Raw genomic sequence first — 24242 nt, forward strand, 5'->3', positions numbered from 1 at the left:
CGAGATCATGGGCTTCCTCGACCGACTGCTCGGCCGCGAGCCGCGCGAACAGATCCCCGGCATGTATCAGGGCGGCAGCGCGCCGCGACAGCAGTACCGGCAGCGGCCGGGCCAGTCTCCTGAGTACGGCACCGCACCCGTGTACGGGTCAGCCGCGAGCACGGGCCGCAGCGAGGACGAGGTGGCGATCGAGCGCTACCGCTACCTGCTCCGCACCGCCCCGCCGGACCAGGTCGAGGAGGCGCACGCCGAGGCGTTCGCCCAGCTCACGCCCGAGCAACGGCGGCAGGTCCAGGCCCAGCTGAGCGAGACCGTGCCCGCGAACGAGCGCGCGGCGTCCGACGAGCCGCGCGACCTGGCCCGCATGGCGACCCGCGCCGAGATACGCAATCCCGGCACCCTGGAGCGTAACTTCGGCCAGAGCCGCGGGCCCGGCTTCGGCTCGATGCTCGGCGCCAGCATGCTCGGCACGATCGGTGGCATGGTGATCGGCTCCGCCGTGGCGGACATGATGTTCGGCAGCTCCTTCGGAGACCCCGCGCAGGACTTCGCCGGTGGCGAAGAGGGCGGCAGCGAGGGTGGCGGCGAGGAAGCCGGCGCCGAGGGCGGCGACCCGGGTGCCGAGCCGGTCGAGGCCGCCGGCGCTGACGCAGGGGGCGACGCGGGCGGTGACGCCGGCGGAGGCTTCTTCGGCGACATGTTCGGCGGCGGTGGCGACTTCGGCGGTGGAGACTTCGGCGGCGGCGAGTTCTAGCTCTCGGGTCTGACGCAGTGCTGCTGGTCGAGCGGGTCGAGAACCCGGTCTCGACCCGCTCGACCAGCAGTTCTCTCGTTCAGGCGCCGATAAGCCGTAGGAATCCGCCGAGCTCCATGAGGTGTCGCACGCCGTCGGCCTCCAGGTCGCCCGGCAGGTAGTCGGTGAGCCGGGGTGACGAGATCACCACCGCACGCCACTGCGCGCGCGAGACCGCCACGTTGACGCGGTTGCGCGACAGCAGGAATCCCATCCCACGAGACACCTCGTCCGGAGTCGATGCGGCGAGCGTCAGGATCGCGACCGGCGCCTCCCGCCCCTGGAACATGTCGACGGTGCCGACCGGCACCCCGTCGAGACCTGCGGCACGCAGTGCCTGGCGCACCAGGTGGACCTGCGCGTTGTACGCGGCGACCACCACCACGTCGTCCTGCCCGAGCGGGCGGGACGGGTGGCCACCGCCCGGCGCCCACGTCCGACCGAGCACCTCGTGCACCTGGCGCACCACCTCGGCCGCCTCCTCAGGAGAGGACGTCGAGTGCCCCTCGTGCGCCACCGGGACGTGCAGCACTCCGGGCGTCACGCCCTCGAGCGACCGCGTGGTCGTGACCGGATGAGCCGAGAGCCGTCCGGCGTACGAGAGCTGGGACACAGCGGCGCAGACCTCGGGGTGCATCCGCCACGACTCGGGCAGCAGATAGCCGAGCCCGTCCGGCAGCACCGCGCTGCCCGCGGCGAGCCAGGCGAGCGCCGACTCGTCAACGGGTTCGGGGTGCTTTCCCTGACTGACCTGCGGGAGCTGTTGTGGGTCGCCGAGCAGCAGGAGCCGCTGCGCGGACCGCCCGACGGCGATCGTGTCGGCGAGCGAGAACTGACCGGCCTCGTCGATGACCAGCAGGTCCAGGCCACCGTCGGGCCAGCGCTCGTGCGCGAAGTCCCATGCCGTGCCACCCACCACGCAGCCGCCGGAGCTGGTCGCGGCCCAGTCGGCGAGCTGGGAGCTCGTCATCTCCTGCCACGGCGGAGCGACGCCCTTCTCCGCACCCTTCGCGCGCTGCTTCTTCGCCACCTGCTCGACGGGCACGCCCGCCTTGTCGACGATGGCCCTCAGCATGTTCTCGACAGCGGCATGCGACTGGGCCACCACGCCCACCCGCCAGCCCGCACCCACCAGCTTGGCGACGACATGCGAACCGACATGAGTCTTCCCGGTACCCGGCGGCCCTTGCACCGCGAGATAGGAGTGGTCGAGCCGCTCGACGGCCGCATGTACCGCCGCCTCGAGGTCGAGGCCACCGTTCCCCTCGTTGCCGAGAGCAGGCAGCCCTCCGCCGCTCTCTCCGGGCGGCGGGTGCTCGCCTGAGCCTGTCGAAGGGTCGACCAGTCGCGGCGGGCGTCTGCGCAGCAGGTCGATCGCGGCGCCGTCGGGCAGCGCGCGGTCCGCGTCCCACGAGGTGAGTGCCGCACGGGCGGCCTCCTCGACCGCCCGCTCCTGGGCGTCGCGCGCAGGCCCGCACTGCGGGGCGAGCGCGACAGGGGCCTGGTCGTGCGGCTCCGCTCCCCCGGACAGCCGCTCTCGCAGCACGACGACGTCGCGTCCGCGCGGCACGTCGTCCCGCTCACCGTCGAGCGCTCGCACCTCTTGGATCACGCCGCCGGAGTGCTCGCCTCGCACGGCCCGCGCCTCCAGCGCACCGACGACGGGCGGAACCGGCTGGTCGTACAGCACGTGCACCGTGTCGCCGACACCGAGGTCGGACCCGTCGACCCGCGAACCGTCGAGCATGCGACCCACCAGCTCGATCTCCCGCGAGGGAAGCCGGTCGCGGCCGACGACTCCCCAGTCCCGCAGCATCGTCGAACGTTCCACGTGGAACGTCGACCTCCGCCCGGGCCATTCGTCGAGCGGAAGCTCCAGTCGCGCGTAGTGCTCCTGCCAGAACGGCTTGTCCTCACGCTGGTAGTACCCGACGGCAGCGCCCAGCAGCGCGAGCGCCTGCACCTCGAGCGACCGCTCCCCCCGGTTCTCCCCGACCCGCTCGGAGATCGCGGCGGCCAACGCCAGCCGCCGCTCCCGCCCTTCCCGCCGAGCCACCGCCCGAGGACTCTCCTCAGCACCCCCCGCATCCCCACCCCCACCCGCGCGCGCGTTCTCGCTCCCCACGGCCGCCCCAACCACCTGGGTCTCGACCGACGAGACCAACGAGACCGACGCCCGCGCAGACCTCAACCATTCGAGCAACCGCAACGTAGACCGGCAGTCGTACTCGTTGTAGTCCAGGATCCGCTGCTTGAGCTCCGCCGCCCGGTCCGCCCCGTCGGCAGCCAGCTTCGCGTACTCCGCGTACTCCGTGACCGAGGCCGCCGCGCTCGTGACGCCCTCGCGCGCCGGGTCGTCCTGCATGTAGAGCGGTTCGAGCTTCTTGATCGACTTCGACCGGTTCGAGATGCGCAAGCACGAGCGGACCACCGCGTAGAGGTCCACCAGCACGCCGTCGCGCAGGAGCTGGTCCACCTCGTCCTCGTACACGCCGTGGCGCGCCGCGATCGAGAGCAGGTGCGTCTTCTCGTAGGCCGCGTAGTGGTAGACGTGCAGGTCAGGGTAGGTCTGGAGACGCGCGTTGAGGTAGTCGACGAACCGGACGAGCGCATCGCGCTCCCCCGCCAGGTCGTCGGCCCAGAGCCCGTGGAACGGCGGTGTCCCACCGTCCGGACCGGGGCGTTCGACCCAGCCGAAGAGGTAGTCGAGGCCCATGGCCGGCGCCTGGTCGTCGCCGGGCAGCCGCGCGTCCTCCCACAGAGGGTCGCCCTCGAAGTCGAAGAACACGTCGCCCGGGCTCGGTGGCGGGAGCCGGTCGATGGCGTCGGTCGCGATGAGCTGCCAGCGCAGCCGTGCTTCAGGCCCGTCCGGGTCGACACCGTCGGGGAGCTGGTCGAGCGCCACCGAGCCGTCGCCGTCGTCCAGCCCGAGCTGGAGGCGTGCCTGGGCACGCAGGTTCTCGAACCGGGCGGCAGCCATGCCGTCCGGCGGCTCCTCGGCCGCCGCGAGCGCGTCGATCGTCGCGATCCCGGACGCCGACAGCTTCGCCCGCTGTACCCCGTACACCCCGCCGACGAGCAGGACGTCGCGGGCCTCTGCGGCGGCCTCGGCACAGTCCGGGCAGTCGCGGAGCTTGCCGCAGGCCAGGTACCGGTCGTCGCCCCAGCTCACCGGGGCGTCGTCGGCCACGTGGCCGTCCAGGACCTCGATGAGCCGCGTACGTCGCGTGCGGAAGACAGGCAGCAGGTCAGCCAGCCGGTGCGACGTGGTCTCCCCCGTGCCGAGCACGAGGTGGACCTCGTCCGTCGGGTCGATCCGGGCGTCCATGAGCTGGTCGGCGTACGCGGCGAGCTGGAGCAACGCCCGGACCTTGGTGCGGCGCGCGAGCTTGGAGTCGTGCACGGCATAGCGCGGCTGGGGGCCGGCTACGACGCCGCCCCGGTGCGCCATCTCGCCGAGCGGGTCGCGCACCAGGAAGTCGGCGCGGCCGTGGAACCGGCCGTCGAAGAAGGAGGCCTGGTAGACGACGTCCGCCCCCTGCTCCATCGCGGCCAGGGTGCGGGTGTGCGCCTCGACCAGCTCGTCACGGGCCATCCGGCGCGCGGACGGAACCTCCAGGACGCCGCCGGGGCGACCCGCAGTGGCCGGCCCGAACGTACGGAGGTGGCCGTCGAGGACCCGCCGTTCGTGGTCCTCACCGAGCGCTGCGGTGCGCACCAGCATCTCGTCCTCCTCCCGGGCCCGGCGCGGGCTCCGACCCAGGAGCTCGTCGAGGCGTCTCAGCAGGCGGAACTCGCACTCGCCCGCGATCACGAGGTCGCTTGCCGAGTGCACGAGGGTGCCCGGGTCGTCGCGCTCCAGGAGGAACATGCCCCCAGGTCTACCAGTGACCCCTGACACAGGCACGCTACTGTCACCTTCGCAGGCGGTAGATATGTCCGGTTAGACCCCTAGTTCTGGCGTCGAGCCGCCTGGATGGCCGATAGTGGGGCCGACCGTATCGAAGGAGCAACCATGCCCGTGCGCTTCAACCCGCCTCCGGGTTGGCAGGTGCCCCCGGGATTTCGACCCGACTCCACCTGGGCTCCCGACCCGTCGTGGCCCCCCGCCCCGCCGGGTTGGAACTACTGGGTCGACCGACCCGACTCGCCGCAGCCCGACGGTGGGAACCGCGCGGCCACGCCGCCCGCGCCGCCCGCGCCGCCCGCACCACCCGCACCGGCCGGCTCCGACCCGGCTGCCACCGACCTGGCGGACGCGGGCACGGACACGAGGACCGTCGCGATCCAGGTGGTCGACGTCCCCTCCGCGCGGCCCGCGCCCGTGGCACCGGCCGCTCCGGCCATGTCGGCCGCGGAGGCGATGGGCTCGACCATGACCATGGCACCGATCAGTGCCCCACCGGCGCCAGGGCCGCCTCGGCCGGGCTCCGGTCCACAGCCGGTCTACCCACCGCAGACGGGAACGCCGCCGCCGCCTCCGGACGCCCCGAAGAAGGGCCTGACCGGTGGTGTACTGGCTACCCTCAAGGGCCTGGGCGGCAGGGGCGGCGCGAGCGCGAGCCCGCCCGCTCCGGGACCTCGGCCGGGTCCCGGCCCGCTGAGCATCGACGACGCGCACCATCCCGAGCCAGGCGTGCCGATGGCGCGCGGTCCGGTCGCGGTCGCGCCGCCTCCTGTCGCAGCGCACCCGGGTTCGCCCGGGCGCCAGCGCGGCTCACGTCCGCCCGGTGCCGGACTCATGGTCGCCATCGCCGTCGCCGGGCTCGCCCTCGGTGTGATCGTCGGCGTGATCGTGACGGCGGGACAACAGGCCGACGCGAACCAGGCGATCACCGACGCCCAGAACCTCAGGGCGGAGATCGAGGAGGAACGCGCTGACATCGAGGCGCAGCGCACCCAGATCGAGAAGCAGCGCGACGCGGTGGCGGCGCGCGAGCAGGAGCTCGGTGAGCGCGCGGCGCAGCTCGAGGAGCGCGAGGCCGCGCTCAAGCAGCAGGAGCAACAGCAGGAACAGCAGCAGCAGGAGCAGGAGCAGCAGGAGAACGACGACGACGGGAACGGGAACGGCGGGAACCCCGGCACCGTCTTCTACTGGAACTGTGACGCCGTGCGCGCCGCCGGTGCTGCACCGCTGGCCAACGGGCAGCCGGGCTACCTGCCGCACCTCGACCGCAACGGCAACGGTGTGGCCTGCGAGGACGGCGAGTAGACCGGAACGGTCCGGCAAGAAACCAGCAGGCAACCCGCCGACCGGCGCCGATCAGAAGGCGCGGTCAGAAGGCGCGGTCAGAAGATGAACGGGCCGAGGCAGATCCCCAGACTCTGCCTCGGCCCGTTCGGGTGTTCCCGGCCCACGCCATCTCCCCAGACGAGACGTGGACCGGGAAGTCTCAACCCCCGAAGAGTCCCTCCAGGAGGTCACCGAGGCCGAGGGGATCCTCGTCCTCGGGAGCTTGGGTCGGCTCCTTGCTGCTGGGAGCCGGGCTCGGTGTCACGTCGCCGGGCGGCGGAGCCTCGCTCGTCGAGGCGACCTGCAACGCCTCGCTCAGGTCGATCAGGCACAACCGCCAGACGTCCGCGTCCACGCCCTTCGGTGCCTGCCCGAACGACGTGCCCGTGAGCTGCGGCGGCGCCGCCCAGTCGCTGCCGGTGCGCTGCGCGACGCAGGTCTCCATCGCGGGGACCTCGTTCGCCTCCGCGTCCTCGATCAGCATCGGGGCGAGCTTCGCGACCATCGGCGCGGGCGCCGCGGCCTGGGGCTTGTCCACCGACCCACCGGCGACATCGTGGATGACCGCGCACTCGGGCGAGGTGGTGCGGCACCACGAGGCGCTCCACGTGTCCTGGTTCGAGTAGAGGAAGCCGCGCGGCTCCGCCGTCGAATGGTCGACCTGCAGGACCCGCATCCACACGCTGCCGTCTCCGAGCACGTCGAACGGGGTGACGCGGAGCGACGCGCCCGCTTCGGGCGCGCCCGAGCCCTCGCCATCGCCCGGCTCCGGTGACGCGGGCGCCCCCTGCGCGTCCGCGGCACCACCGGTCAGCGGGTCGTCGAAGACCAGGTGCTGGTCCCCTTCGGCCGCCCCGGAGGAGAAACCGAACACGAGTGCCGGTCCACCGTCGGCCGGCAGGACCATCGCGTCGGACGTGACACCCCGCCAGAGCAGGGTTCCACCGAGATTCCCCGCACGGAGGTTCTCGAGGGCGGTGTCACCACCGGCAAGCACCTCCAGGTCAGTGGCGCTGTGCCGCCCGTCGATCTTCGCCACGGTCACGACCGCGAGATAGCGGTCGCCACCGCCGGCGTCCAGACCGAGGTCGAGCACCACGGTGTCCCGGTCGACGCGGTACGCCGCCGGCTCCGCCACCGTGCGCACACCCGGTGCGAGGTAGGCGAGCTCCGCCTCCCGATCCGGCGACGGGATGTCGGTGGGCGACGGCGCGGGCGGGTCGACGTCGACCTCGCCCTCGAGCGTCGACGGCGGTGTGTCGGTGCTCTCCACCTCGACCGGCGCGCTGCTCCAGAACCCTGGGATGCCCGGGAGCGCACCCGCGGCCCCCGCACCCACCGTGGCGAGCGCCAGCGTCGAGGCCAGCGTCACGCCCGCCCGACGGGTGGCGTGCTTGCGACGGCTCGACCGCAGGACGCTGTCCAGGTCCAGCGTCGACGCGGGTACCGCCGCGTGCGCCGACTCGCGGACCCGTGCGACGAAGTCGTCGTCGGCGGCGCCGTGGGAGGAGTTCATGTTCATCGGGTTCCGCCCAGTGGATCGATGTCGAGGATCGCGCGCAGGTGGGCGAGGCCGCGCGAGGCTGTGGACTTCACGGTGCCGAGGGGGATGCCGAGCTCGCTCGAGACCTCGGACTCCGACAGGTCCAGCAGGTGACGCAGCACCACGACACGGCGCTGCTTCAGGGGGAGGCGCAGGAGGGCGCGCACGACGGCGTCGCGATCGTCCACGGTGCGCGTGGGCATCCGGGCCGCCGCGCGAGCGACGCGGACGTCGTCCTGGGGCAGCTCGTCAGGACCGGTCAGGACCTCGCGTCGCGTGCGGCGCCAGGCGTCGATACGCAGGTTGGCGAGCACTCGCCGGGCGTAGACCAGCGGGTCGCCCACCCTGGCCTTGTGCCAGTGCCGGTAGCACCGCTCGAAGGTCTGCTGGGTGAGCTCCTCGGCGCGGTGCGCATCGCCGCTCAGGAGGAAGGCCATCCGGTGGAGGGGATCCTTGGCCTCTCGCATGAACGCGGTGAACTCTTCGTTCTTCGAGATCTGTGCGTTCCTGCGCGCGTGAGTGGCCGTTGGCCGGTCTGTCCGCACGGGCAGCGAGGTTACGTCATCGGCGCCGTCCGACCCACCTCGGACCACTGTGAGCGGCCGGGTCGCGGGCACGGGTCGTGGCTTCGCAGGGACGCCGTCCGACATCGGGTCCGGCATCGTGGTGGACAGGGAGTCTGGGGTGTTCTGCTCGGTGGTCACGGTCTCCAGGTCGTCCGCAGAGCTGGAGTCGGCTCGCACGACGCGCAGGGTCACGGGCTTGGGGACCCGGGACTCTGGCGCCAGTGCGCGCGGACTCGTGACTGTCACGAACGGAACACGGGCCGGCAGGGGCGAAGGTTCCATCGAGTTTCACGAAATTTCTTCGGAAGCTCGTGCGGCCCGGCCCACCGAGGAGACGACAGCGCACGTGGCGGATGCGTAGATCACCGTGGTGACCTGCGCATCCGCCACGTGCCAGGTGGTGCGGGACAGTTCAGCGCCGGAAGTCCAGCGTCCCCAGGAACGTGTGGAGGTCCTTCCAGCCCTGCTCACTGCCGTCGAAGTCGACGACGAGGAACAGATTCTCGCCCTGGCCCTCCTGGTGGAGGTAGATGCTCGCCGAGTAGTACTCGGGCTCGCCGTCCACGTTGTGGAGCACCGGCTGGACCTCGGCGTAGTCGGCGCCTGGGACCTCGATCAGCTGGGACTCCGGCGCGGTCATGGTCTGGCTCCACCAGTTGCCGCCGGGCTTGCCGCCCTGCACGTAGACCCGCTCGAACGACTCCTGTTCCTCGGCCGCGCGTGCCTTCTCCTCCTCGGACGCGTCCGTCCACTGCTCGAGGGTCTCCGCGTCGATGCCGGGGACCACGGAGATGCCGGTCTGCCCGGTCCACTCGACGCCCGGCGAGAACTGGCCCTCGGTCGGCTCGGACGTCCACCTCTCCGGCACCGCGAACTTCAGGCCGTTGTGCTCGGTCCTCGACCAGCCGACTGGCACGCCGCGCTCGATGCGGTCCAGGACCGGGTTGACGAACTCCGGCTGGTACCAGGAGGGCTCTCCGGCGTCCTTGAGCCAGAGGTTGCCCACGAAGTTCCGCAGCATCGTGTCACCGTCCGCGTTCGCCGCGAACCGGGTCTCGATGATCCAGCCCTCGGCGCCGCTGCGGATCCGGATGGTCGCCGGGCGGACCTTGCCCTCGCGCTCGTGCTGCTCGATGACGACGAGGTCCGCCCCCTCGATGTCCAGGGTCGTCGCGCCGGAGTTCCGCGCCGGCACCGTCCAGTCCGCGACGTCGGTGACGTTCCGCAGCTCGATGGTGGCGTCCATGTCGTCGATGCTCATGTCGAGCGGGCTCGGTTCGAAGCTCATCGCGAGCGGGTGGTCCGGTTCGAGGAACCCGGCCACCCCGCCGGCATTGACGTTACCGACCGCTGACCAGCCACCCGGTGGTACCTCGTACCAGAGCCCGCCGAGGATGTACGGTGCGTGCCCCGCACCGTCGACCACACCGCGCTCGACCCCCGGCATCACCGGAAGCGTGCCGCCACCGGTCCTCAGGAACTCTGTGGGTGCCGCCTCCGGCTCCTCGGTCGGGCTCGCCGAAGGGCTCGGGGCGACCGGCGACGCACTCGCCGTAGCCGACTCGACGGCCGTCCTGTCCGTACCCGGCAGGGGCTGCTGGCGGTCGGCATAGATCGCGCCTGCCGCGCCGATCCCCGCGCCGGTCAGCGCGAGCGCCGCGACACCAGCGGTCGCCGCGACCACCACCCGGCGCCGCCGCACGTTCCGCACCGCCCGCGCCGCCATGGCGGCAGGGTCCAGCGTCCTCGGCGGCTCGATGGTGGAGCCGGCGGCGCGCAGCCCGGCCATCATTGCCGCATCTTGCTTCGCGTGGATGTCGTGCACGTTCATGACCGGCTCCTCTCGCCGTCGGAACCCACGAGGTCGCGCAGGCGCGCCAGGGCACGTGAGGCGGTGGACTTGACCGTGCCGGCGGAGATCCCCAGCTCGGCAGCGGTGTCGGACTCGGAGCGGTCCAGGAGGTAACGCAGGACCACCACCCGGCGCTGCTTGACCGACAGCGCCATGAGCGCGCGCACCAGCCGGTCCCGCTCGGCCAGCTCGGCGTCCGACGCCGGGGCGGTCCGCACCCGGGTGTTGCTCCCGGGGTCGTCGGTGAGCACCTCGCGGCGGGTGCGACGCCAGGTGTCGATGCGTGCGGTCGCGAGGATCCGGCGCGCATAGGCGAACGGGTCGCCGTCGCCCACCTTCTTCCAGGCCTTGAACGTCCGCTCGAGCGCCAGCTGCACCAGGTCCTGCGCGCGGTGCTGGTCGCCGCACAGCAGGTAGGCGATCCGGTACAGCGCCGGGGTGCTCGTCTGCGCGAAGACCGTGAAGTCCGCTACGGGGTCCGCACCGCTCCGGACGACGGCGATCTCGCCGCTGCTCGGCCGTACCTCGGGACTCACCGCTACCTCGCTCATCCGGAGCACCGCCGGGGGCCGTGTCCGGAAACCTGCCCCGGCGCTGGTTGGCGACGCCGTCCGCGTCGCTTCGTGTGCGTCATGCACCATAGACGCAGACCGGGACCGCTGGGGTTGCGCACTTTCGGAACGGGTTCTTACGAGTTCCTGACGGCCCCGTCCGACACCGGGACCACCGCCACGCGCGCCCGTACCCTGGGGCGTGGCCCGAGTACTCGTGATCGACGACGACGCCACCGTCGCGCAGGTGGTCGTCGCCTATCTGGAACGCGCCGGTGTCGTGGCCGAGCACGCCGCCGACGGCCCTGCCGCGCTGGCCGCCGCGGCCCGTAACCCCCCGGACGCCGTGGTGCTCGACCTCATGCTGCCCGGCATCGACGGCCTCGAGGTGTGCCGGCGCCTGCGCGCCGCCCGTGCCGACCTGCCGGTGCTCATGCTGACGGCACGGGGCGAGGAGGAGGACCGCGTGCTCGGCCTCCAGATCGGCGCCGACGACTACGTGGTCAAGCCTTTCAGCCCGCGCGAGCTGGTGCTGCGGGTGCAGTCGCTGCTGCGCCGCGCAGGAGCCGCCGTCGGGCCGCCAGGAGGAGACGGGGCCACGCCAGCGCCCATGTCCCCGGCCGCACGCCCCGCGCCCGCCCACGAGCCGCCCAGCGCCCTGTACGACGGCGATCTGCGCCTCGACCCAGCGGCCCACCGCGTCACCCGCGGCGGATCCGAGCTGCAGCTGACCGTGCGCGAGTTCGAGCTGCTGCGCTGGTTCCTCGCCCATCCCGGGCAGGTCCACGACCGCGAGTCGCTCATGCGCGGCGTCTGGGGCTGGGAGTACGGCGACCAGTCCACCGTGACGGTGCACGTGCGTCGGCTGCGCGAGAAGGTGGAGGCCGACCCGTCCCGGCCGAGCCGCCTCGTGACGGTGTTCGGCGTCGGCTACCGCTGGGACGCGACGCCCGCCGCGGCCGGAGGTGACGCGTGAACGACCTCGAGGGCGTGGCACTGTCCGTCGCCGTGGCCGCGGTGGTGGGTGCCGTGGGCGCCGTCGCGCTGTTCGCCCTCGCCCGCCGCCGGGTGGCACTCGCGGCGACCCTCGCCCCGCTCGTCGTCGTGGGGTCCGTCGCGGCGGGCGTCTACGCCAGCGCGCGGGCCATGTTCCTCTCCGACGCCGACTCCACCACCGTCCTGCTGCTCCTGCTCGCGACGGTGCCGGTGGCGCTCGCCGTCGGGCTGGTGCTGACGGCGCGGATCCGCAGGGTGACCACCGAGGCGGCCGCCGAGAAGGCGGCAGCGGAGCGTGACCGCGAGGTCGAGGTGCGCCGGCGCGAGATGGTGGCCTGGGTGTCGCACGACCTGCGCACTCCCCTGGCGGCCGTCCGCGCCCTGGCGGAGGCGCTGGAGGACGGCGTCGGCCCGGTGGACGAGCACGTGCCCCGGATCCTGGCGGAGAACCGGCGGATGGCCGCCATGGTCGACGACCTCCTCGCCCTCTCCCGCCTGCAGTCCCCCACGGCGACGCTGCGCCGCGAGCCGGTCGCCGTGGGGGACCTCGCCTCCGACGCGATCGCGTCCGCCCAGCCCCTGGCCGACGCCGGCGGGGTCACCCTGACGTGGGACGTCACCGACCCCGTGGTGACGTCCCTCGACGCGCAGCAGGTCGGCCGGGCGATGGAGAACCTGCTCGTCAACGCGATCCGGCACACCCGACCGGGCGGGACCGTCCGCGTGGCCGTGGCATGCCTGCAGGATGCCGCAGTCGGCGCCGCGCCGGGCACGGTGGTGATCACCGTCGAGGACGAGTGCGGCGGGATCCCCGAGGGGGACCTCGACCGCGTCTTCGAGGCGGGCTGGCGCAGCTCGGGGGCGCGTACCCCGGAGCGCGGGGACGCCCCGGGAGGCGGCGCGGGTCTCGGCCTCTCCATCGTTCGTGGAGTGGCCGAGGCCCACGGCGGCACGGCGTCGGTCAGCAACGTGCCGGGCCCGGGAGGCGGCGGCTGTCGCTTCACCCTCCGCCTCCCCGCCTGACCCCTTGTCGAGAGGTCAGAGGACGTGGGCCAGGAAGTCCTGGGTGCGTTGCTCCTTCGGCGCGTCCAGGACCTCGCTCGGCGGTCCGGCCTCGACGATCACGCCGTCGTCCATGAACACGACGTGGTCGGCGACCTCACGGGCGAACCCGATCTCGTGCGTGACCACGATCATCGTCATGCCGGACCTCGCCAGGTCCTGCATCACCGACAGCACCTCGCCCACGAGCTCGGGGTCGAGGGCCGACGTCGGCTCGTCGAAGAGCATGAGCTCCGGATCCATCGCGAGCGCCCGGGCGATGGCGACCCGCTGCTGCTGGCCGCCCGACAGCTGCGCCGGGTAGTGCTCCATCCGGTCGGACAGCCCCACCCGCTCGATGAGCTCGAGCGCGCGCTGCTTCGCCGCCTTCTTCGACATCCCCCGCACCTGTACGGGCGCTTCCATGATGTTCTCGAGCGCCGTCATGTGCGGGAACAGGTGGAACCGCTGGAACACCATCCCGATGCGCGAGCGCTGCTTCGCGACCACCTTCGGGTGCAGCCGGTGGAGGGTCCCCTGGGCGTCCTTGCGGTAGCCCATGAGCTCGCCGCCGACGACGACCGAGCCGCCGGTGATCTCCTCCAGCTCGTTGATGCAGCGCAGGAGGGTCGACTTGCCGGACCCGGACGGCCCGAGGATCACCGTGACCTCGCCCCGCGCGACGTCGAGGTCGACGCCCTTCAGGACGTGCACGGCGTCGTGCCCGTGACCGAAGACCTTGTGCACGGCGCGTACGGAGACCATGTCGGCGGCGTCCGCCGGAGCGGCCGCGGGGTCGGCGACGGCGCTCATGGTGTCACCTCCCTGTTGACGTCTTCCTTCACCGTTCCTGCGGCCGCGATGGCTGCCTGCTTGCCACCCGGCCCCGTGCCCTTGCTCTTGCCGCGGCGGCCGGTGGCCGTGCCGAACCCGCGTCCGTAGTACCGCTCCAGGTAGTGCTGGCCCACCATCAGGATCGAGGTGATGAGCAGGTACCAGAGCGCGGCGATGACCAGGAACGGGATGGGCAGGAACTGCCGGTTGCCCATGGCAGAGGTCGCATACGTCAGCTCGAGGGTGAGCGGCACGGCGACCACCAGGGAGGTCGTCTTCAGCATCGAGATGGTCTCGTTGCCCGTCGGCGGCACGATCACGCGCATCGCCTGCGGCAGGATCACGCGGCGCATGATCTTGCCGTCCTTCATCCCGAGCGCCTTGGCGGCCTCGGCCTGGCCCGGGTCCACGGAGGTCAGGCCCGCACGCATGATCTCGGCGAGGTAGGCCGACTCGTTGAACGCCAGGCCGAACAGCGCCAGCCAGAACGCGGTGAGGACGTCGTCGGTGCGGAACGAGAAGAACTCCGGACCGAACGGGATGCCCAGCGACAGCCGCGGGTACAGCACGGCGAGCAGCCCCCAGAAGATGAGCTGCGTGTAGATGGGCGTGCCGCGGAAGAACCAGATCCAGGCCCAGCTCACCCAGCGCATGACCGGGTTGTCCGACCGGCGCATCATGGCGAGCGTGACCGCGAGCACCACGGCGATCACCATGGAGCCGAACGTGAGGACCAGCGTCCACAGCACGGCGCGGATCACCACGACGTCACGCACGTAGAGCCAGACCACGTCCCAGCGGAAGTTCTCGTTCGTGACCAGTGCGTTGGCCGCCATGGCGGCCAGCACGAGCACGACCACGGCCGCGACGAGGCGTCCGGGCCGCGGAACGGGCCGGGCATGGATCCGGTTGGGCACCGGGTCGTTGCCCGACGCCGGAGCCTTGCTGGAGCTCATCTCGCCCCTCTTCTCTGTCCTGGGGCGCTGGTCACTCGGCCGGGTTGAGCTCGGCCTCGTCCACGACGACGTCCTCGCTGCCCCAGCCGGCGAAGATCTGCTCGAGCGTGCCGTCGTCGATCAGCTTCTGCACCGCTGCCTGCACGGCCTCGGTCAGCTCCTCGTCGTCCTGGGCGACCACGATGCCGTACGGCGCCGCGTCGCGGATCTCACCGGCGGTCTCGACCTCGCCGGAGGTCTGCTCCACGGCGTAGGCCGTGATCGGCGAGTCGGCGTACATGGCCTGGACCTTGCCGCCCACGAGGTTGGTGGTGACGTCGGCCTGCGACTCGTAGCGCACGATGTCGATGGCCTCCTCGCCGTCCTCCTCGCACGTCGTGGTGGCCTCGGTGAGCTCGTCGTCCTGGATCGTCGAGGTCTGCACGCCGATGGTGGTGCCACACAGGCTCTCGGGGTCGAAGTCGTCCGGGTTGCCGGCGGCGACGCCGAACTGCGAGCCCGCCACGGCGTAGCTGATCATGTTCGCCTCGGCCGTGCGCTCGTCCGTGATGGTGAACGCCGAGATGCCCAGGTCGTACTTGGAGCCGATGGCCGGGATGATCCCGTCGAAGGCGGCGGACTGGACGTCGGCCTCGAGGCCGAGCACCGCGGCCACGGCGGACACGGTGTCGATGTCGAACCCGACGGGCGTCTTGCCGTCGGCGTCGATGAACTCCGCCGGCGCGTAGGCCGTGTCGGAACCGACGGACAGCGTGCCCTTGTCGGCGATCTCCTTCGGGAGCATCGCGGCGATCTCCTCGTCGGCCTCGACGGTCGACGGGTCGAACGATGCCTCAGCACTGGCCTCGTCGGTCGAGGCGCCGTCAGCGGTCTGCTGGGACGCGTCGGTGCATGCGGTGAGGACGAGGGCGGCAGCGGTCAGTGCCGTCGCAGCGGTGAAGGCGGGAAGCCTGCGCATCAGGGGTCTCCTGGGTCGGATCGTTGGTATGTCACGAGGCGGTACGACCCGGCAGATCTCCGTCATCAGGGGAGCAGAGGACCCGACGGCGCACTGAGCGCCTCGTGTGCGAGTCTCACCTAACCGTGGCGCTCCCCTGACGTAAACCCGCAAGTTCGAGACCGATGTCACATCGTGATGTATAACGTATTACCCCGAGGTTTCACCCGGCCTCATCGGGCCTGGCCTGCGTAAACACCTCGGCAAGCCGGCCAGGAGCCGACTTGCCGAGGCGTTGCTCATGTGTCGTGCTCGACAGCCTCCTCGGGCCGGTCCTCCGGACCGCCCTCGTTCTGCCAGCCGTGCGGGAAGTCGGCCCGCTCGGGTCGCCTGACGAGCGCGATGATGCTCACCGCGAGCCCGCCCCACACGACGACGAGCGAGACGACCAGGAGTGCGATTGCTTCGCCGGTCATGACTTACCTCCGTAGGTGGGCCACGCATCGAACTTGTCCGGCTCGACGCGCCACCGCATGAGGGTGAGCACTGCCGCTCCGACGACGAGGAGGACCACGGTGCCCCAACCCGCCACGCCGAGGTAGGTCTCCGCGTATCCCTCGTACCCGTCCTGGATCAGGCTGACGATGCGCGAGACGAGCATGTAGGTGAGCACCACCGGCCCGAGGACGATGATGCAGAAGGACCACCAGCGGCCCACCTGGAGCGTGGAGACCGAGTTCAGGTGGAACCGCATCTCGCCGGAGCGCCGCAGCACCCACCCGACGGCCACCGTCGTGGCCACCGCGGACGCCACGATGCCGATGTTGTTGGCCCAGTTGTCGACGGTGTCGAGGGCGATCAGGCCGGTGGTCGTCGAGAAGCCCACCACGGAGATCACCGCGGCCACGAGGCCGATGCCGACCGCGGCCCGCGTGCGCGTCCAGCCGAACTTCTCCTGGAACGACGCCGAGACCACCTGCAGGATCGAGATCAGTGACGTGAACCCAGCCATCACCAGGGAGCCGAAGAACAGCGCCCCGAAGAGAGGTCCGGCCGGCATCTCGGACACGATCGCCGGGAACGTGACGAACGCCAGGATCGGGCCGGAGATGCCCTCGAGCTCGGCGATGGCGACGGCCTGCTGGTTCGCGAGGAAGCCGAGCGCGGCGAACACGCCGATGCCGGCGAAGATCTCGAAGCCGGAGTTGGCGAACGCGACCACCAGACCCGGTGAGGTCAGGTTGGCGCGGCGCTTCCGGTAGGAGGCGTAGGTGATCATGATCCCGAACGCGATGGACAGCGAGAAGAAGATCTGGCCGTAGGCGGCGATCCACACCGCCGGGTCCGCGATCGCACCCCAGTCCGGGGTGAACAGTGCGTTGAGCCCGTCGACGGCGCCCGGCAGGGTCAGGGACCGCACGACCAGCGCGCCGAAAGCGAGGAACAGCAGGGGGATGAAGAGGAAGTTGACCTTCTCCACGCCCTTCGCCACGCCGGCGGCGAGCACCACGATCACCGCGGCCCACACGAGGACCAGCGGGATCAGCACCGCGGAGACGAAGTCGAGGGTGAACCACGGGTCCGCGCCGCCGACGTCGGCCAGCTGGAGGTAGCTACCGGTGAAGAAGGCCGCGGTGTCGTCGCCCCAGCTCAGGTCGAACGAGTACACGAAGAAGCTGAGGGCCCACGCGATGATCACCGCGTAGTAGACCGCGATCACGAAGCAGATCATGACCTGGAACCAGCCCAGGCCTTCCAGCCAGCGCTTGACCCGGCGGAAGGCCAGCGGCGCCGAGCCGCGGAACCGGTGCCCGATCGCATAGTCCAGGAACAGGATCGGGATACCCGCCGTCAGCAGTGCCACCAGGTAGGGCACCAGGAACGCGCCCCCACCGTTCTCGTATGCCACCCCCGGGAAGCGCCAGATGTTTCCCAGCCCGACAGCGGACCCGATCGCGGACAGGATGAACCCCAGCTGTCCGCTGAACTGCTCCCGCTTCTCCGGCTGCGCCGTAGTTCTCTGCGCGTCGCTCATACGTTGATCCTCCGAGAAAATCGCCCTGAACGCGATATCGTTGCCATATCAATTTCCTTTCTCGAGCAGCTTCTCGACGTATCCGCCGCGGAACTTACCGGTCGGGTCGAGCCGCGCGGCCAGCTCCACGAAGTCGCCGAACCGTGGGTAGAGGGCCGGAAGCTCCGCCACCGGGACGGTGAACAGCTTGCCCCAGTGCGGGCGGGCACCCAGCGGCAGGAGCGCCGCCTCCAGCTCGGGCAGCGCTGCCCGGACGGCCGGCCAGTCCTGCTTCCAGGTGAAGTGGAACGCGAGGCTGTCCTCGGGGGTGGTGCTGAGCCACTGGTCGTCACCGGCGATCGTGCGGATCTCCGACGTCAGGAGCAGCGGGCCGATCCGGTCCCCGAGCGCCCGCACGGCGCGGACGGCGTCGGGCCCCGCGGTGCGCGGCAGGAGGTACTCGGACTGCAGCTCCTCGCCGAGGGACGGCGTGAAGTCCAGCCGGAAGTGCGGCAGTCGCTCGAACCACGGCCCCGGCACCCCGCCCTGCTCGGTGCACGCGACGGCGGCGACGTTCGGCAGGGGGTGCATCGGCCCGGTCGCGGGCGTGGCGCCCAGCTCGACCGGGAGCGAGGGCGCCCCGCTGGTCGGGCCGGCCGAGACCCGCGACTTGCACCAGACCATGCGCACGTCGGGCTCGAACCAGCTCGTGAAGACGCTGACGGAGTAGGCGCTGCCCATCACGGCGTCGAGGTTCTCGAACAGCGCGTCCCACGGCAGACCGGTGAAGACGTCCTGGCGCACGTCGAACGACTCCACGGTGGCGAGCTCGACGCGCGTCACGATGCCGAGGGCGCCGAGCGCCACCACCGAACCCGGGAAGTCAACGTCGCCGCGACGCAAGGTCTGCATCTCCCCGGAGGCGGTCATCAGCTCCACCCCGACGACGTCGCCCGCCAGCGAGCGCGTCCCGTCACCCGAGCCGTGGGTGCCCGTGGCGACGGCACCGGCGACCGAGATGTGCGGCAGGGAGGCCATGGCGCCGAGAGCCCGGCCCTCGGCGTTCAGGCCGGCGGCGACCTCGCCGTAACGGAGGCCCGCACGGACCGACGCCACCCCCGTGCCGGGGTCGACCTCGAGGGACGGCCTGCCGTCGTCGAGCAGGTCGACCTGGACGTGAACGCCCGTCGTGTCGGCGACGTCGCAGAACGAGTGGCGCGAGCCGAGGGCACGGACGCGGGGCTCACCGGCGACGATGCCGGCGAGCTCCGCGAGGGTCCGTGGGCGCTCGATGCGCGCGGAGGAGTAGGTGAGGTTCGCTGCCCAGTTCTTCACCGGACAAGGGTGCCACTCCTTCGACTGATCGGACGCAACCGACCAGACGGGGTACTGATCCGGCTCAGGCGCTGGCCGCGGCGCTGCGGACCACGGGAATTCGCTGGCTGATGCCGACCATGTCCAGGACCTCCATCACCACGGCGGACGGCTCACGGAGCAGCACGGGCGAACCCGTCTCCTCACCGAGCACGAACACCTGAAGGATGAAGGCCACCCCGGACGAGTCGATGAACGTGACATCCCGGGCGTCGACGATGACGGGGTCGGGATCGGGTCGTGCTGCGAGCGTGGCCATGGCCTCGCTCGCGTTCTCGCGCAGCAACGCGTCGATGTCACCCCAGAGGGTCAGCACCGTGCCCTCATAGGTGTTCCGGCAGGCGATACCGGATCCCGGGCGACCGGGAACCATGTCCTGCGCTGAGTCTGACGGGAGAGGGTCCATGGGGTCATTCGCTCCGTCCTGCATTGGTCGGGCCTCGACTTCGCTAGACACTGACTGCTACACACTGGCTGGGACTCTGACTTGGACGCTTCTTGGTGCTCGCTGACCACTCCTTGGTCGGCAGGGGCAAGAATTGCCTAGGGCGAGTGTTCACCCGGCACATGGCTTCCGTCCACCCCCAAGGCGTTACGGTCACGTTGCACGGAGGAGAATTCCCGGCCTCCGCATCGTCGCGGGCCTGCTCGATCCCTGTCCGAGCGGACCTCAGACAGGGTCGGTCACGTCCGCAACCGTGGCGTCGAGCGCCGTCGTGAGATCGACGGCGTCAACCGTGGCGCCCACACCGTGCGCACCTCCGCCGATCGACACGGGCCCCGGCTCAGCGAGCCGGCAGTCCGCGACGACGGGCCACCTGTGGAACGACCCGAACGGGGTGATGGTTCCCCTCTCATAGCCTGTGACCTCGAAAGCCACGTCTTTGCTGGGCATCGAGAGCCGCGACACGCCCAGCAGCGCACGGAGCTTGGGCCACGAGATCTGGCGGTCACCGGGGACGAGCACGAAGAGGTAGTCGTCGTCCGCCCGGCGCACCACGATGGTCTTGATCAGCTTCGCCGGATCGACCCCGCGAGCGGCGGCTGCCTCGGCGAGGCCGGCGACCGGACCGTGCCGCGTCACCTCGAACGGGATGCCCGCCGCCTCCAGCGCCGCGATGGCACGTTGTTCGCTCATGAAATTCCCTATCCCGAAAAGGCGAGTCTTCGTTGTCTCGCAATATGGTCAAGACATCGCCGCCCGCGGGCAACTCAGACGTCGTACTCGGTCCGTTCGGTACGCCAGTACTCGGCCCCGTCCCGGGTGCGCTGCACCAGACCGTGGTCCACCATCGCACGCCGCGGGTCACCGGCAGCACCGCTCGCCCGGTCCGCCTCGGCCCGGTCGCTCGGGGTCTGCTCGGTCGTCACGTGGCGATCATCCCTCGCTTCCTGACCAGGGTGAGCTCGTCGGGGCGAGTCGCGGCGAGCGCCGTGGGCGTCGTCCTGAACGAGCCGTCCGGGCCGCTCGCGTCCGCGTCCTTCTCTCCGTCAGCCTTGTTGGCCGCGTCAGCCACACATGCCTCGTCCGGCTCCTCCTCGACGGCTTCAGAGCTCGGAGCGGGCGTCGGCTGGGGGCTGCCGGTCGTGTCGGACGACAAGCTCGGGCTCGGCTCGGGCTCGTCGCTCGGACAGGTCGGTTCGGACGGCGCCGGGTTAGGTTCCTCGCTGGGCTCCTGCGACGGTTCCTCGCTGGGCTCCTGCGACGGCTCCTCGCTGGGCTCCTGCGACGGTTCCTCGCTGGGCTCCTCCGACGGTTCCTCGCTGGGCTCCTCCGACGGTGCCTCGCTGGGCTCCTGCGACGGCTCCTCGCCAGGCTCCGAAGGCGTCGGCTTCGAGCTGCCAGGCTTCGTCGGCTTGGACGGCGTCGGCTTCTGGGTCGGCTTCGACGGCTTCTGGGACGGCGGGTTGTCGCTCGGCCGGTCCGCCGGCTTCGCGGGCGGCTTGCGCACATCGCCATCGCCGTCGGACCCACCACTCGGCTTCGGGTCGAGTGCCGGCTTGTAGCGCGGGGTCGAGTCGTCGCTCGGCGTCCACGCCCCGACGTCGGACGGGTCGATCGCGCGGTTCGGGATCGAGCCCGCCGCGAAGAACTCGAAGTGCCAGGGCTCGGGCTTCGAGCCGTCGAGCTGGGCCCAGGACGGGTTGTCCCAGCCATAGTCCGGACCGTGCAGCCGCAGCCAGACGTACTCGGGCGAGTTGCCGCCGGCGATCGGGTTGCCCAGGTCCACGGCGATGCCCCAGCCGTGGTTCGACGTGCCGGGGATAGCGGCGAGGTGCGGCTTGATACCGGCCAGTGTGACCTGGGCGTCGTAGGAACGGTAGGAGTCGGTGATCGGGATCGGGTAGCCGAACTCCTGCTCGAACAGCGTGCTGAGGGCGGCCAGCCGCTCCGCCGCGTCGCAGCGCAGCATGTGCCCGGGCGCGAACTCCAGCGGACACAGCACGCCGGCCGGGATGCGGCCGTTCGCGTACCCGGTGGTCGAACCGCGGAACGTGCTCACGACGTCGAGCAGGCTCTCACGCAGGGAGAAGCCCTGACGTTCCTCGGCCCCCTCCACCTCGACGAGCGCGTTCGGGACCGACGGGTCCAGCATGTTCGCGAGGCGGACCGCCGCGATCACCACCTCGTCGTAGGTGACGTAGCCGGCCTGCGGGTCCTCGTCGTGCGGGTCGATCACAGAGGTGCGCTCGTTCGACACCTGCACCGCGGGCGATTCCTCGTCGTCCGACCAGGGCTTCGGGCGGACCTTCTGCTTCTCGGTGTCGCGGTCGGTGCCGTCCTGCTCGGCGCCATCCTTGTCAGCGTCATCCTGCTCGGTGCCGTCCTGCTCGGCCCCGTCCTTGTCAGCGTCCTTCTTCGTGCCGTCGTCCGCCGGGTCCTCGACGTCGTCCTGGGCGCCGCGCGCCACCGGCGCGTCCTCGACGCGCAGGCCCTTGTTGTTCTCGCCGAACGCCAGCTGCTGCATCTGGTAGGTCGTGTAGAGCATGCCGAGCTCGGCAGCAGCCTGGGCGACCGTGGGGCTGAAGTTGGGGCCCTGCTCCTGTGCCTGCTCTTCTGCGCGTTCGAGGACGGCGACGACCTGGGCCAGCGTGACGCCGGCGGGCGCGGTCTCGGTCTCGCCGACCGTGAAGCCCTCGACCAGCCCGTTGAGCCGGAGCGGCAGCTCGCCGTCGTTCCCTCCGGCGAGGTACGAGGCCGGGACGCTGGCAGAGGCGGTGAACAGCACGCCCACGGCGATCACGACGGCGAGGATCCCCGTCCAGGTGGGGCGGAGGAACTTGCGCAGGCCGGTACGGGACGGGTGCGGAGCTGGCCTCGTCACCTCGTCGCTCACGCGTCGCCCCCTCGGTCGGTGCGCCACTCCGTGGTGCAGTACGTGCGGTTCGGATCCTTGCACAGGACTATCACGCCCAGGTGAACTCAACCGGTGTAATTTTCACTCGGCCAGGGTGAAAGACCCCCGCCTACCCTCCACGGACGACGTCGGACTCGGACAGCTAGGACGCCCACGATCATCAAGGGTAACGATTCGGGCGTACAACGCAATGAAGACTTCCGGGTGGATCTCGGGATGCTTCACACTGGCCCGCGTCCCAACGGGCGCACCTGCGCCCGCAGTCGAGCGGCTGCACCAGTGGCCGTGAAAGGAAAGTCCCTCATGACCGAGACTCCGAGCGGACCTGCCGTCCAGGGCACAGCCCAGGACCCGCAGGCGAACACCCTGGCCATCGTGGGCTTCATCCTCGCGTTCCTCGCGCCCCCGATCGGGATCGTCGTCTCGGCGATCGCGGCTTCGAAGGCAGGCAAGGCCGGCCTCGACAGCAAGCTCTCGAAGTGGGGCCTCGGCCTCTCGATCACCTTTACCGTGCTGTACCTCGTGCTGGTCGGCGTCGGCGTCTACACCGCGCTCTCCGTGTCGGCCGCCGCCATGTGATCCGAGCCCGACCCGGGCACCGTGGCGCGCCCAGCAGCGCCACGAGCAGCGCAGAGGCTGTCGCTCCCCGCGGAGCGACAGCCTCTGCCGCTTGAGAGCCTCTGATACCGGCCTATCCAAGACCATTTGGATACTCCACAATATGGCCTGACATTTCCTCAAACCTCAACCAGGGGAGCACGACCACCATGACCACGCCCGACACCACGACTCCCGAGGCCACTGGCGACGAGAACGCGGTAGCCACCGCCACCAAGGTCGTGGAGACCGAGCCTGCCGCGACGGCAGCGACGTCCGAGGCGAAGGCAGAGACCGAGGCCCCCACCACCGAGGCGTCGGCCACCGTGGCGCAGGCCGTGGGCACCGAGGTCGAGACCGCAGCCGCGCCGTCCCCGGCCGAGGCGGTCGCCGAGACCGCAGTGGCCGTGGCCACCCCCGCGGTCGCCGAGACCGCCGTCACCGCCCCTGCCGAGGACGTCGAGGAGGAGGACCCGCAGACCACGGTCTTCAGCCTCCTCACCTTCTTCCTCGCGGCCCTGCCGATCATCGGCGTCATCCTGAACGCCATCGCCGTCGCCCGCGCCGGCAAGGAGGGCTTCGACCTGTGGCTCGCCCGTTGGGGCCTCGCGCTCGCCATCATCGAGACGATCGGCGCCCTCGCACTGGTCGGCCTCGGTTACTACCTGGGTGTGCTGTCCGCGGGCTGAGCCTCCGAGCCAGGCTTCTTCCACGGTCCGACCAGGCCGGCCTGCTCGCCCGGTCCGACCGGACCCCGCGCGAGCAGGCCGGCTGGAGGTCGGCAGCGACTGCTGTCCGACATCGGGCAGCACTGCAGCCGCTGCTCGACACCTGCTCGTACGGAGCGGCCCGCCCGTACGAGCCCGGTCAGACGCTCAGGCTGCTCCGGTGACCCGGGGGTCTGGCGCGGACGTGTGACAGCGCCGCGTAGAGCGCTCGTTCCGCGTCCCGCACGGCCTCGTAGGCGTCCTGGCAGGCGACGTAGCCCGCACATGCGAGGTCGAGCACGGCGATCGCAGCCCTGGACGTCGCTTCGGTCCGGTCCGGGTCGGCCCCGCCGACCTCCGCGAGCCCCGCCGCACACTGCCGGGCGGCACGCAGGTGCGACACCCCCGCGGCATGCCGGGCCTGCCCGGACTCGAGAGCCGAGGCGTAGACCTCGAGTACGTCCGCCATCGCATCGAAGCCCGGCACACCGTCCCGGACGGTCCGTGCGCCGACCCGGAGCGCCACCGGGTCCCCGTCCGGCGGGCGGCTGACCGCCGTACCCCAACCGGACGCGGCGACGCGCAGGTCGTCGATCAGGCCGTCGACGTGCTCCGGGACGCTACTGTGCTCGAACGCCTGCCGGGTACGGCTCAGGCCGTTGATCCGGCTCTCGCACAGCGCGATGAGCTCACGGGACGTCATGCCCGCCCGCTCGGTACGTCGGTGCCGCCTACGGTCCGCGACGCCGTGGTCCGCACGTCCGCGTCGGCCGTCAAGCTGTCTGCCATACCGCTCCCCTCGGGCATCCCGGTGCGCGTCACAGGAATCTCGAAAGCCTACGGAGGCGGTGCCCATCGCGACATGGGGAGCCATCCCCATGTCGGTGGC

22 protein-coding genes are annotated in these 24242 nt (G+C 71.1%); 6 read left to right on the plus strand and 16 right to left on the minus strand.

The genetic code is table 11. The features are described 5' to 3' along the window. Nucleotides 1–7: 7 nt before the first annotated feature. Nucleotides 8–754 (plus strand): hypothetical protein, encoded by a 747-nt coding sequence (locus tag LUM46_RS13525; RefSeq protein WP_274994559.1) that lies wholly within the window; start codon nt 8–10, stop codon nt 752–754. Between the two features lie 79 nt (nt 755–833). Here the strand turns inward: LUM46_RS13525 and LUM46_RS13530 are convergent, their stop codons facing one another. Beyond that, nucleotides 834–4664, minus strand: coding sequence for a TM0106 family RecB-like putative nuclease (locus LUM46_RS13530; RefSeq protein WP_274994560.1), 3831 nt, complete (start codon nt 4662–4664; stop codon nt 834–836). Nucleotides 4665–4808: 144 nt separating this feature from the next. Between LUM46_RS13530 and LUM46_RS13535 the strand changes: the two genes are divergently transcribed. Continuing rightward, the gene (locus LUM46_RS13535) at nt 4809–6005 is read left to right on the plus strand and encodes an excalibur calcium-binding domain-containing protein (RefSeq protein ID WP_274994561.1); all 1197 of its coding nucleotides are present in this window, start codon (nt 4809–4811) and stop codon (nt 6003–6005) included. A 181-nt stretch (nt 6006–6186) separates the two neighbouring features. Here the strand turns inward: LUM46_RS13535 and LUM46_RS13540 are convergent, their stop codons facing one another. The 4 genes from LUM46_RS13540 to LUM46_RS13555 all read right to left on the minus strand — a co-directional run bounded on the left by LUM46_RS13540 (nt 6187) and on the right by LUM46_RS13555 (nt 10538). After that, nucleotides 6187–7542: a hypothetical protein gene (locus LUM46_RS13540; RefSeq protein ID WP_274994562.1), complete on the minus strand. Its 1356-nt coding sequence runs from the start codon at nt 7540–7542 to the stop codon at nt 6187–6189. 2 nt (nt 7543–7544) lie between these two features. Beyond that, nucleotides 7545–8312 (minus strand): SigE family RNA polymerase sigma factor, encoded by a 768-nt coding sequence (locus tag LUM46_RS13545; RefSeq protein ID WP_274994563.1) that lies wholly within the window; start codon nt 8310–8312, stop codon nt 7545–7547. A 235-nt stretch (nt 8313–8547) separates the two neighbouring features. Next, the gene (locus LUM46_RS13550) at nt 8548–9966 is read right to left on the minus strand and encodes a hypothetical protein (protein WP_274994564.1); all 1419 of its coding nucleotides are present in this window, start codon (nt 9964–9966) and stop codon (nt 8548–8550) included. Continuing rightward, nucleotides 9963–10538, minus strand: a complete 576-nt coding sequence (locus LUM46_RS13555; protein WP_274994565.1) for a SigE family RNA polymerase sigma factor — start codon at nt 10536–10538, stop codon at nt 9963–9965. The genes LUM46_RS13550 and LUM46_RS13555 overlap by 4 nt, the downstream gene beginning before the upstream one ends. Before the next feature lie 202 nt (nt 10539–10740). Between LUM46_RS13555 and LUM46_RS13560 the strand changes: the two genes are divergently transcribed. Together LUM46_RS13560 and LUM46_RS13565 are read left to right on the plus strand one after the other, a co-directional pair. Further along, nucleotides 10741–11514 carry a response regulator transcription factor gene (locus tag LUM46_RS13560; RefSeq protein ID WP_274994566.1) on the plus strand — a complete coding sequence of 258 codons (774 nt, stop codon included), beginning with the start codon at nt 10741–10743 and terminating at the stop codon, nt 11512–11514. Continuing rightward, nucleotides 11511–12557, plus strand: a complete 1047-nt coding sequence (locus LUM46_RS13565) for a sensor histidine kinase (RefSeq protein WP_274994567.1) — start codon at nt 11511–11513, stop codon at nt 12555–12557. Before LUM46_RS13560 ends, LUM46_RS13565 begins: the two co-directional genes overlap by 4 nt. A gap of 15 nt (nt 12558–12572) precedes the next feature. Here LUM46_RS13565 and LUM46_RS13570 read toward each other — a convergent pair whose 3' ends face one another. The 10 genes from LUM46_RS13570 to LUM46_RS13615 form a co-directional block, all read right to left on the minus strand. Then, on the minus strand, nt 12573–13388 hold the full coding sequence (locus tag LUM46_RS13570) for an amino acid ABC transporter ATP-binding protein (RefSeq protein WP_374726959.1): 816 nt from the start codon (nt 13386–13388) through the stop codon (nt 12573–12575). Then, nucleotides 13385–14365 carry an amino acid ABC transporter permease gene (locus LUM46_RS13575; RefSeq protein WP_274994568.1) on the minus strand — a complete coding sequence of 327 codons (981 nt, stop codon included), beginning with the start codon at nt 14363–14365 and terminating at the stop codon, nt 13385–13387. The genes LUM46_RS13570 and LUM46_RS13575 overlap by 4 nt, the downstream gene beginning before the upstream one ends. A gap of 31 nt (nt 14366–14396) precedes the next feature. Then, nucleotides 14397–15323, minus strand: coding sequence for an ABC transporter substrate-binding protein (locus tag LUM46_RS13580; protein WP_274994569.1), 927 nt, complete (start codon nt 15321–15323; stop codon nt 14397–14399). Nucleotides 15324–15601: 278 nt separating this feature from the next. Then, the gene (locus tag LUM46_RS13585; RefSeq protein ID WP_274994570.1) at nt 15602–15778 is read right to left on the minus strand and encodes a methionine/alanine import family NSS transporter small subunit; all 177 of its coding nucleotides are present in this window, start codon (nt 15776–15778) and stop codon (nt 15602–15604) included. Further along, nucleotides 15775–17337, minus strand: a complete 1563-nt coding sequence (locus LUM46_RS13590; RefSeq protein WP_274994571.1) for a sodium-dependent transporter — start codon at nt 17335–17337, stop codon at nt 15775–15777. The genes LUM46_RS13585 and LUM46_RS13590 overlap by 4 nt, the downstream gene beginning before the upstream one ends. A 48-nt stretch (nt 17338–17385) precedes the next feature. Further along, nucleotides 17386–18651, minus strand: coding sequence for an FAD-binding protein (locus LUM46_RS13595; protein WP_274994572.1), 1266 nt, complete (start codon nt 18649–18651; stop codon nt 17386–17388). 64 nt (nt 18652–18715) lie between these two features. Beyond that, nucleotides 18716–19006 (minus strand): STAS domain-containing protein, encoded by a 291-nt coding sequence (locus LUM46_RS13600; protein WP_274994573.1) that lies wholly within the window; start codon nt 19004–19006, stop codon nt 18716–18718. Nucleotides 19007–19360: 354 nt separating this feature from the next. Beyond that, nucleotides 19361–19828 carry an aminoacyl-tRNA deacylase gene (locus LUM46_RS13605; RefSeq protein ID WP_274994574.1) on the minus strand — a complete coding sequence of 156 codons (468 nt, stop codon included), beginning with the start codon at nt 19826–19828 and terminating at the stop codon, nt 19361–19363. A 74-nt stretch (nt 19829–19902) separates the two neighbouring features. Next, nucleotides 19903–20061, minus strand: a complete 159-nt coding sequence (locus LUM46_RS13610) for a DUF2087 domain-containing protein (RefSeq protein WP_274994575.1) — start codon at nt 20059–20061, stop codon at nt 19903–19905. Next, entirely contained in the window at nt 20058–22028 is a 1971-nt protein-coding gene (locus tag LUM46_RS13615) for a D-alanyl-D-alanine carboxypeptidase family protein (RefSeq protein ID WP_274994576.1), read from the minus strand. The genes LUM46_RS13610 and LUM46_RS13615 overlap by 4 nt, the downstream gene beginning before the upstream one ends. A 324-nt stretch (nt 22029–22352) precedes the next feature. Here LUM46_RS13615 and LUM46_RS13620 point away from each other — a divergent pair, with 324 nt between their 5' ends. Together LUM46_RS13620 and LUM46_RS13625 are read left to right on the plus strand one after the other, a co-directional pair. Further along, nucleotides 22353–22628: a hypothetical protein gene (locus LUM46_RS13620; protein WP_274994578.1), complete on the plus strand. Its 276-nt coding sequence runs from the start codon at nt 22353–22355 to the stop codon at nt 22626–22628. A 188-nt stretch (nt 22629–22816) separates the two neighbouring features. Beyond that, complete coding sequence (locus LUM46_RS13625; RefSeq protein ID WP_274994580.1) at nt 22817–23335, plus strand: hypothetical protein; 519 nt, start codon at nt 22817–22819, stop codon at nt 23333–23335. Nucleotides 23336–23513: 178 nt separating this feature from the next. Here the strand turns inward: LUM46_RS13625 and LUM46_RS13630 are convergent, their stop codons facing one another. Continuing rightward, a complete protein-coding gene (locus tag LUM46_RS13630; protein WP_274994582.1) occupies nt 23514–24056 on the minus strand; it encodes a hypothetical protein in 543 nt (180 codons plus the stop codon). Nucleotides 24057–24242: the final 186 nt, after the last annotated feature.

Origin of the sequence: Promicromonospora iranensis, from assembly GCF_028994805.1 — a bacterium.
Classification (GTDB): Bacteria; Actinomycetota; Actinomycetes; order Actinomycetales; family Cellulomonadaceae; genus Promicromonospora; species Promicromonospora iranensis.

Coding starts and splice junctions, on each gene's coding strand:
- LUM46_RS13590 (WP_274994571.1), bottom strand. CDS start 17,337: ATGAGCGACGCGCAGAGAACTACGGCGCAGCCGGAGAAGCGGGAGCAG.
- LUM46_RS13580 (WP_274994569.1), bottom strand. CDS start 15,323: ATGCGCAGGCTTCCCGCCTTCACCGCTGCGACGGCACTGACCGCTGCC.
- LUM46_RS13625 (WP_274994580.1), top strand. CDS start 22,817: ATGACCACGCCCGACACCACGACTCCCGAGGCCACTGGCGACGAGAAC.
- LUM46_RS13630 (WP_274994582.1), bottom strand. CDS start 24,056: ATGACGTCCCGTGAGCTCATCGCGCTGTGCGAGAGCCGGATCAACGGC.
- LUM46_RS13605 (WP_274994574.1), bottom strand. CDS start 19,828: ATGAGCGAACAACGTGCCATCGCGGCGCTGGAGGCGGCGGGCATCCCG.
- LUM46_RS13550 (WP_274994564.1), bottom strand. CDS start 9,966: ATGAACGTGCACGACATCCACGCGAAGCAAGATGCGGCAATGATGGCC.
- LUM46_RS13530 (WP_274994560.1), bottom strand. CDS start 4,664: ATGTTCCTCCTGGAGCGCGACGACCCGGGCACCCTCGTGCACTCGGCA.
- LUM46_RS13575 (WP_274994568.1), bottom strand. CDS start 14,365: ATGAGCTCCAGCAAGGCTCCGGCGTCGGGCAACGACCCGGTGCCCAAC.
- LUM46_RS13585 (WP_274994570.1), bottom strand. CDS start 15,778: ATGACCGGCGAAGCAATCGCACTCCTGGTCGTCTCGCTCGTCGTCGTG.
- LUM46_RS13620 (WP_274994578.1), top strand. CDS start 22,353: ATGACCGAGACTCCGAGCGGACCTGCCGTCCAGGGCACAGCCCAGGAC.
- LUM46_RS13555 (WP_274994565.1), bottom strand. CDS start 10,538: ATGAGCGAGGTAGCGGTGAGTCCCGAGGTACGGCCGAGCAGCGGCGAG.
- LUM46_RS13540 (WP_274994562.1), bottom strand. CDS start 7,542: ATGAACTCCTCCCACGGCGCCGCCGACGACGACTTCGTCGCACGGGTC.
- LUM46_RS13535 (WP_274994561.1), top strand. CDS start 4,809: ATGCCCGTGCGCTTCAACCCGCCTCCGGGTTGGCAGGTGCCCCCGGGA.
- LUM46_RS13525 (WP_274994559.1), top strand. CDS start 8: ATGGGCTTCCTCGACCGACTGCTCGGCCGCGAGCCGCGCGAACAGATC.
- LUM46_RS13570 (WP_374726959.1), bottom strand. CDS start 13,388: ATGAGCGCCGTCGCCGACCCCGCGGCCGCTCCGGCGGACGCCGCCGAC.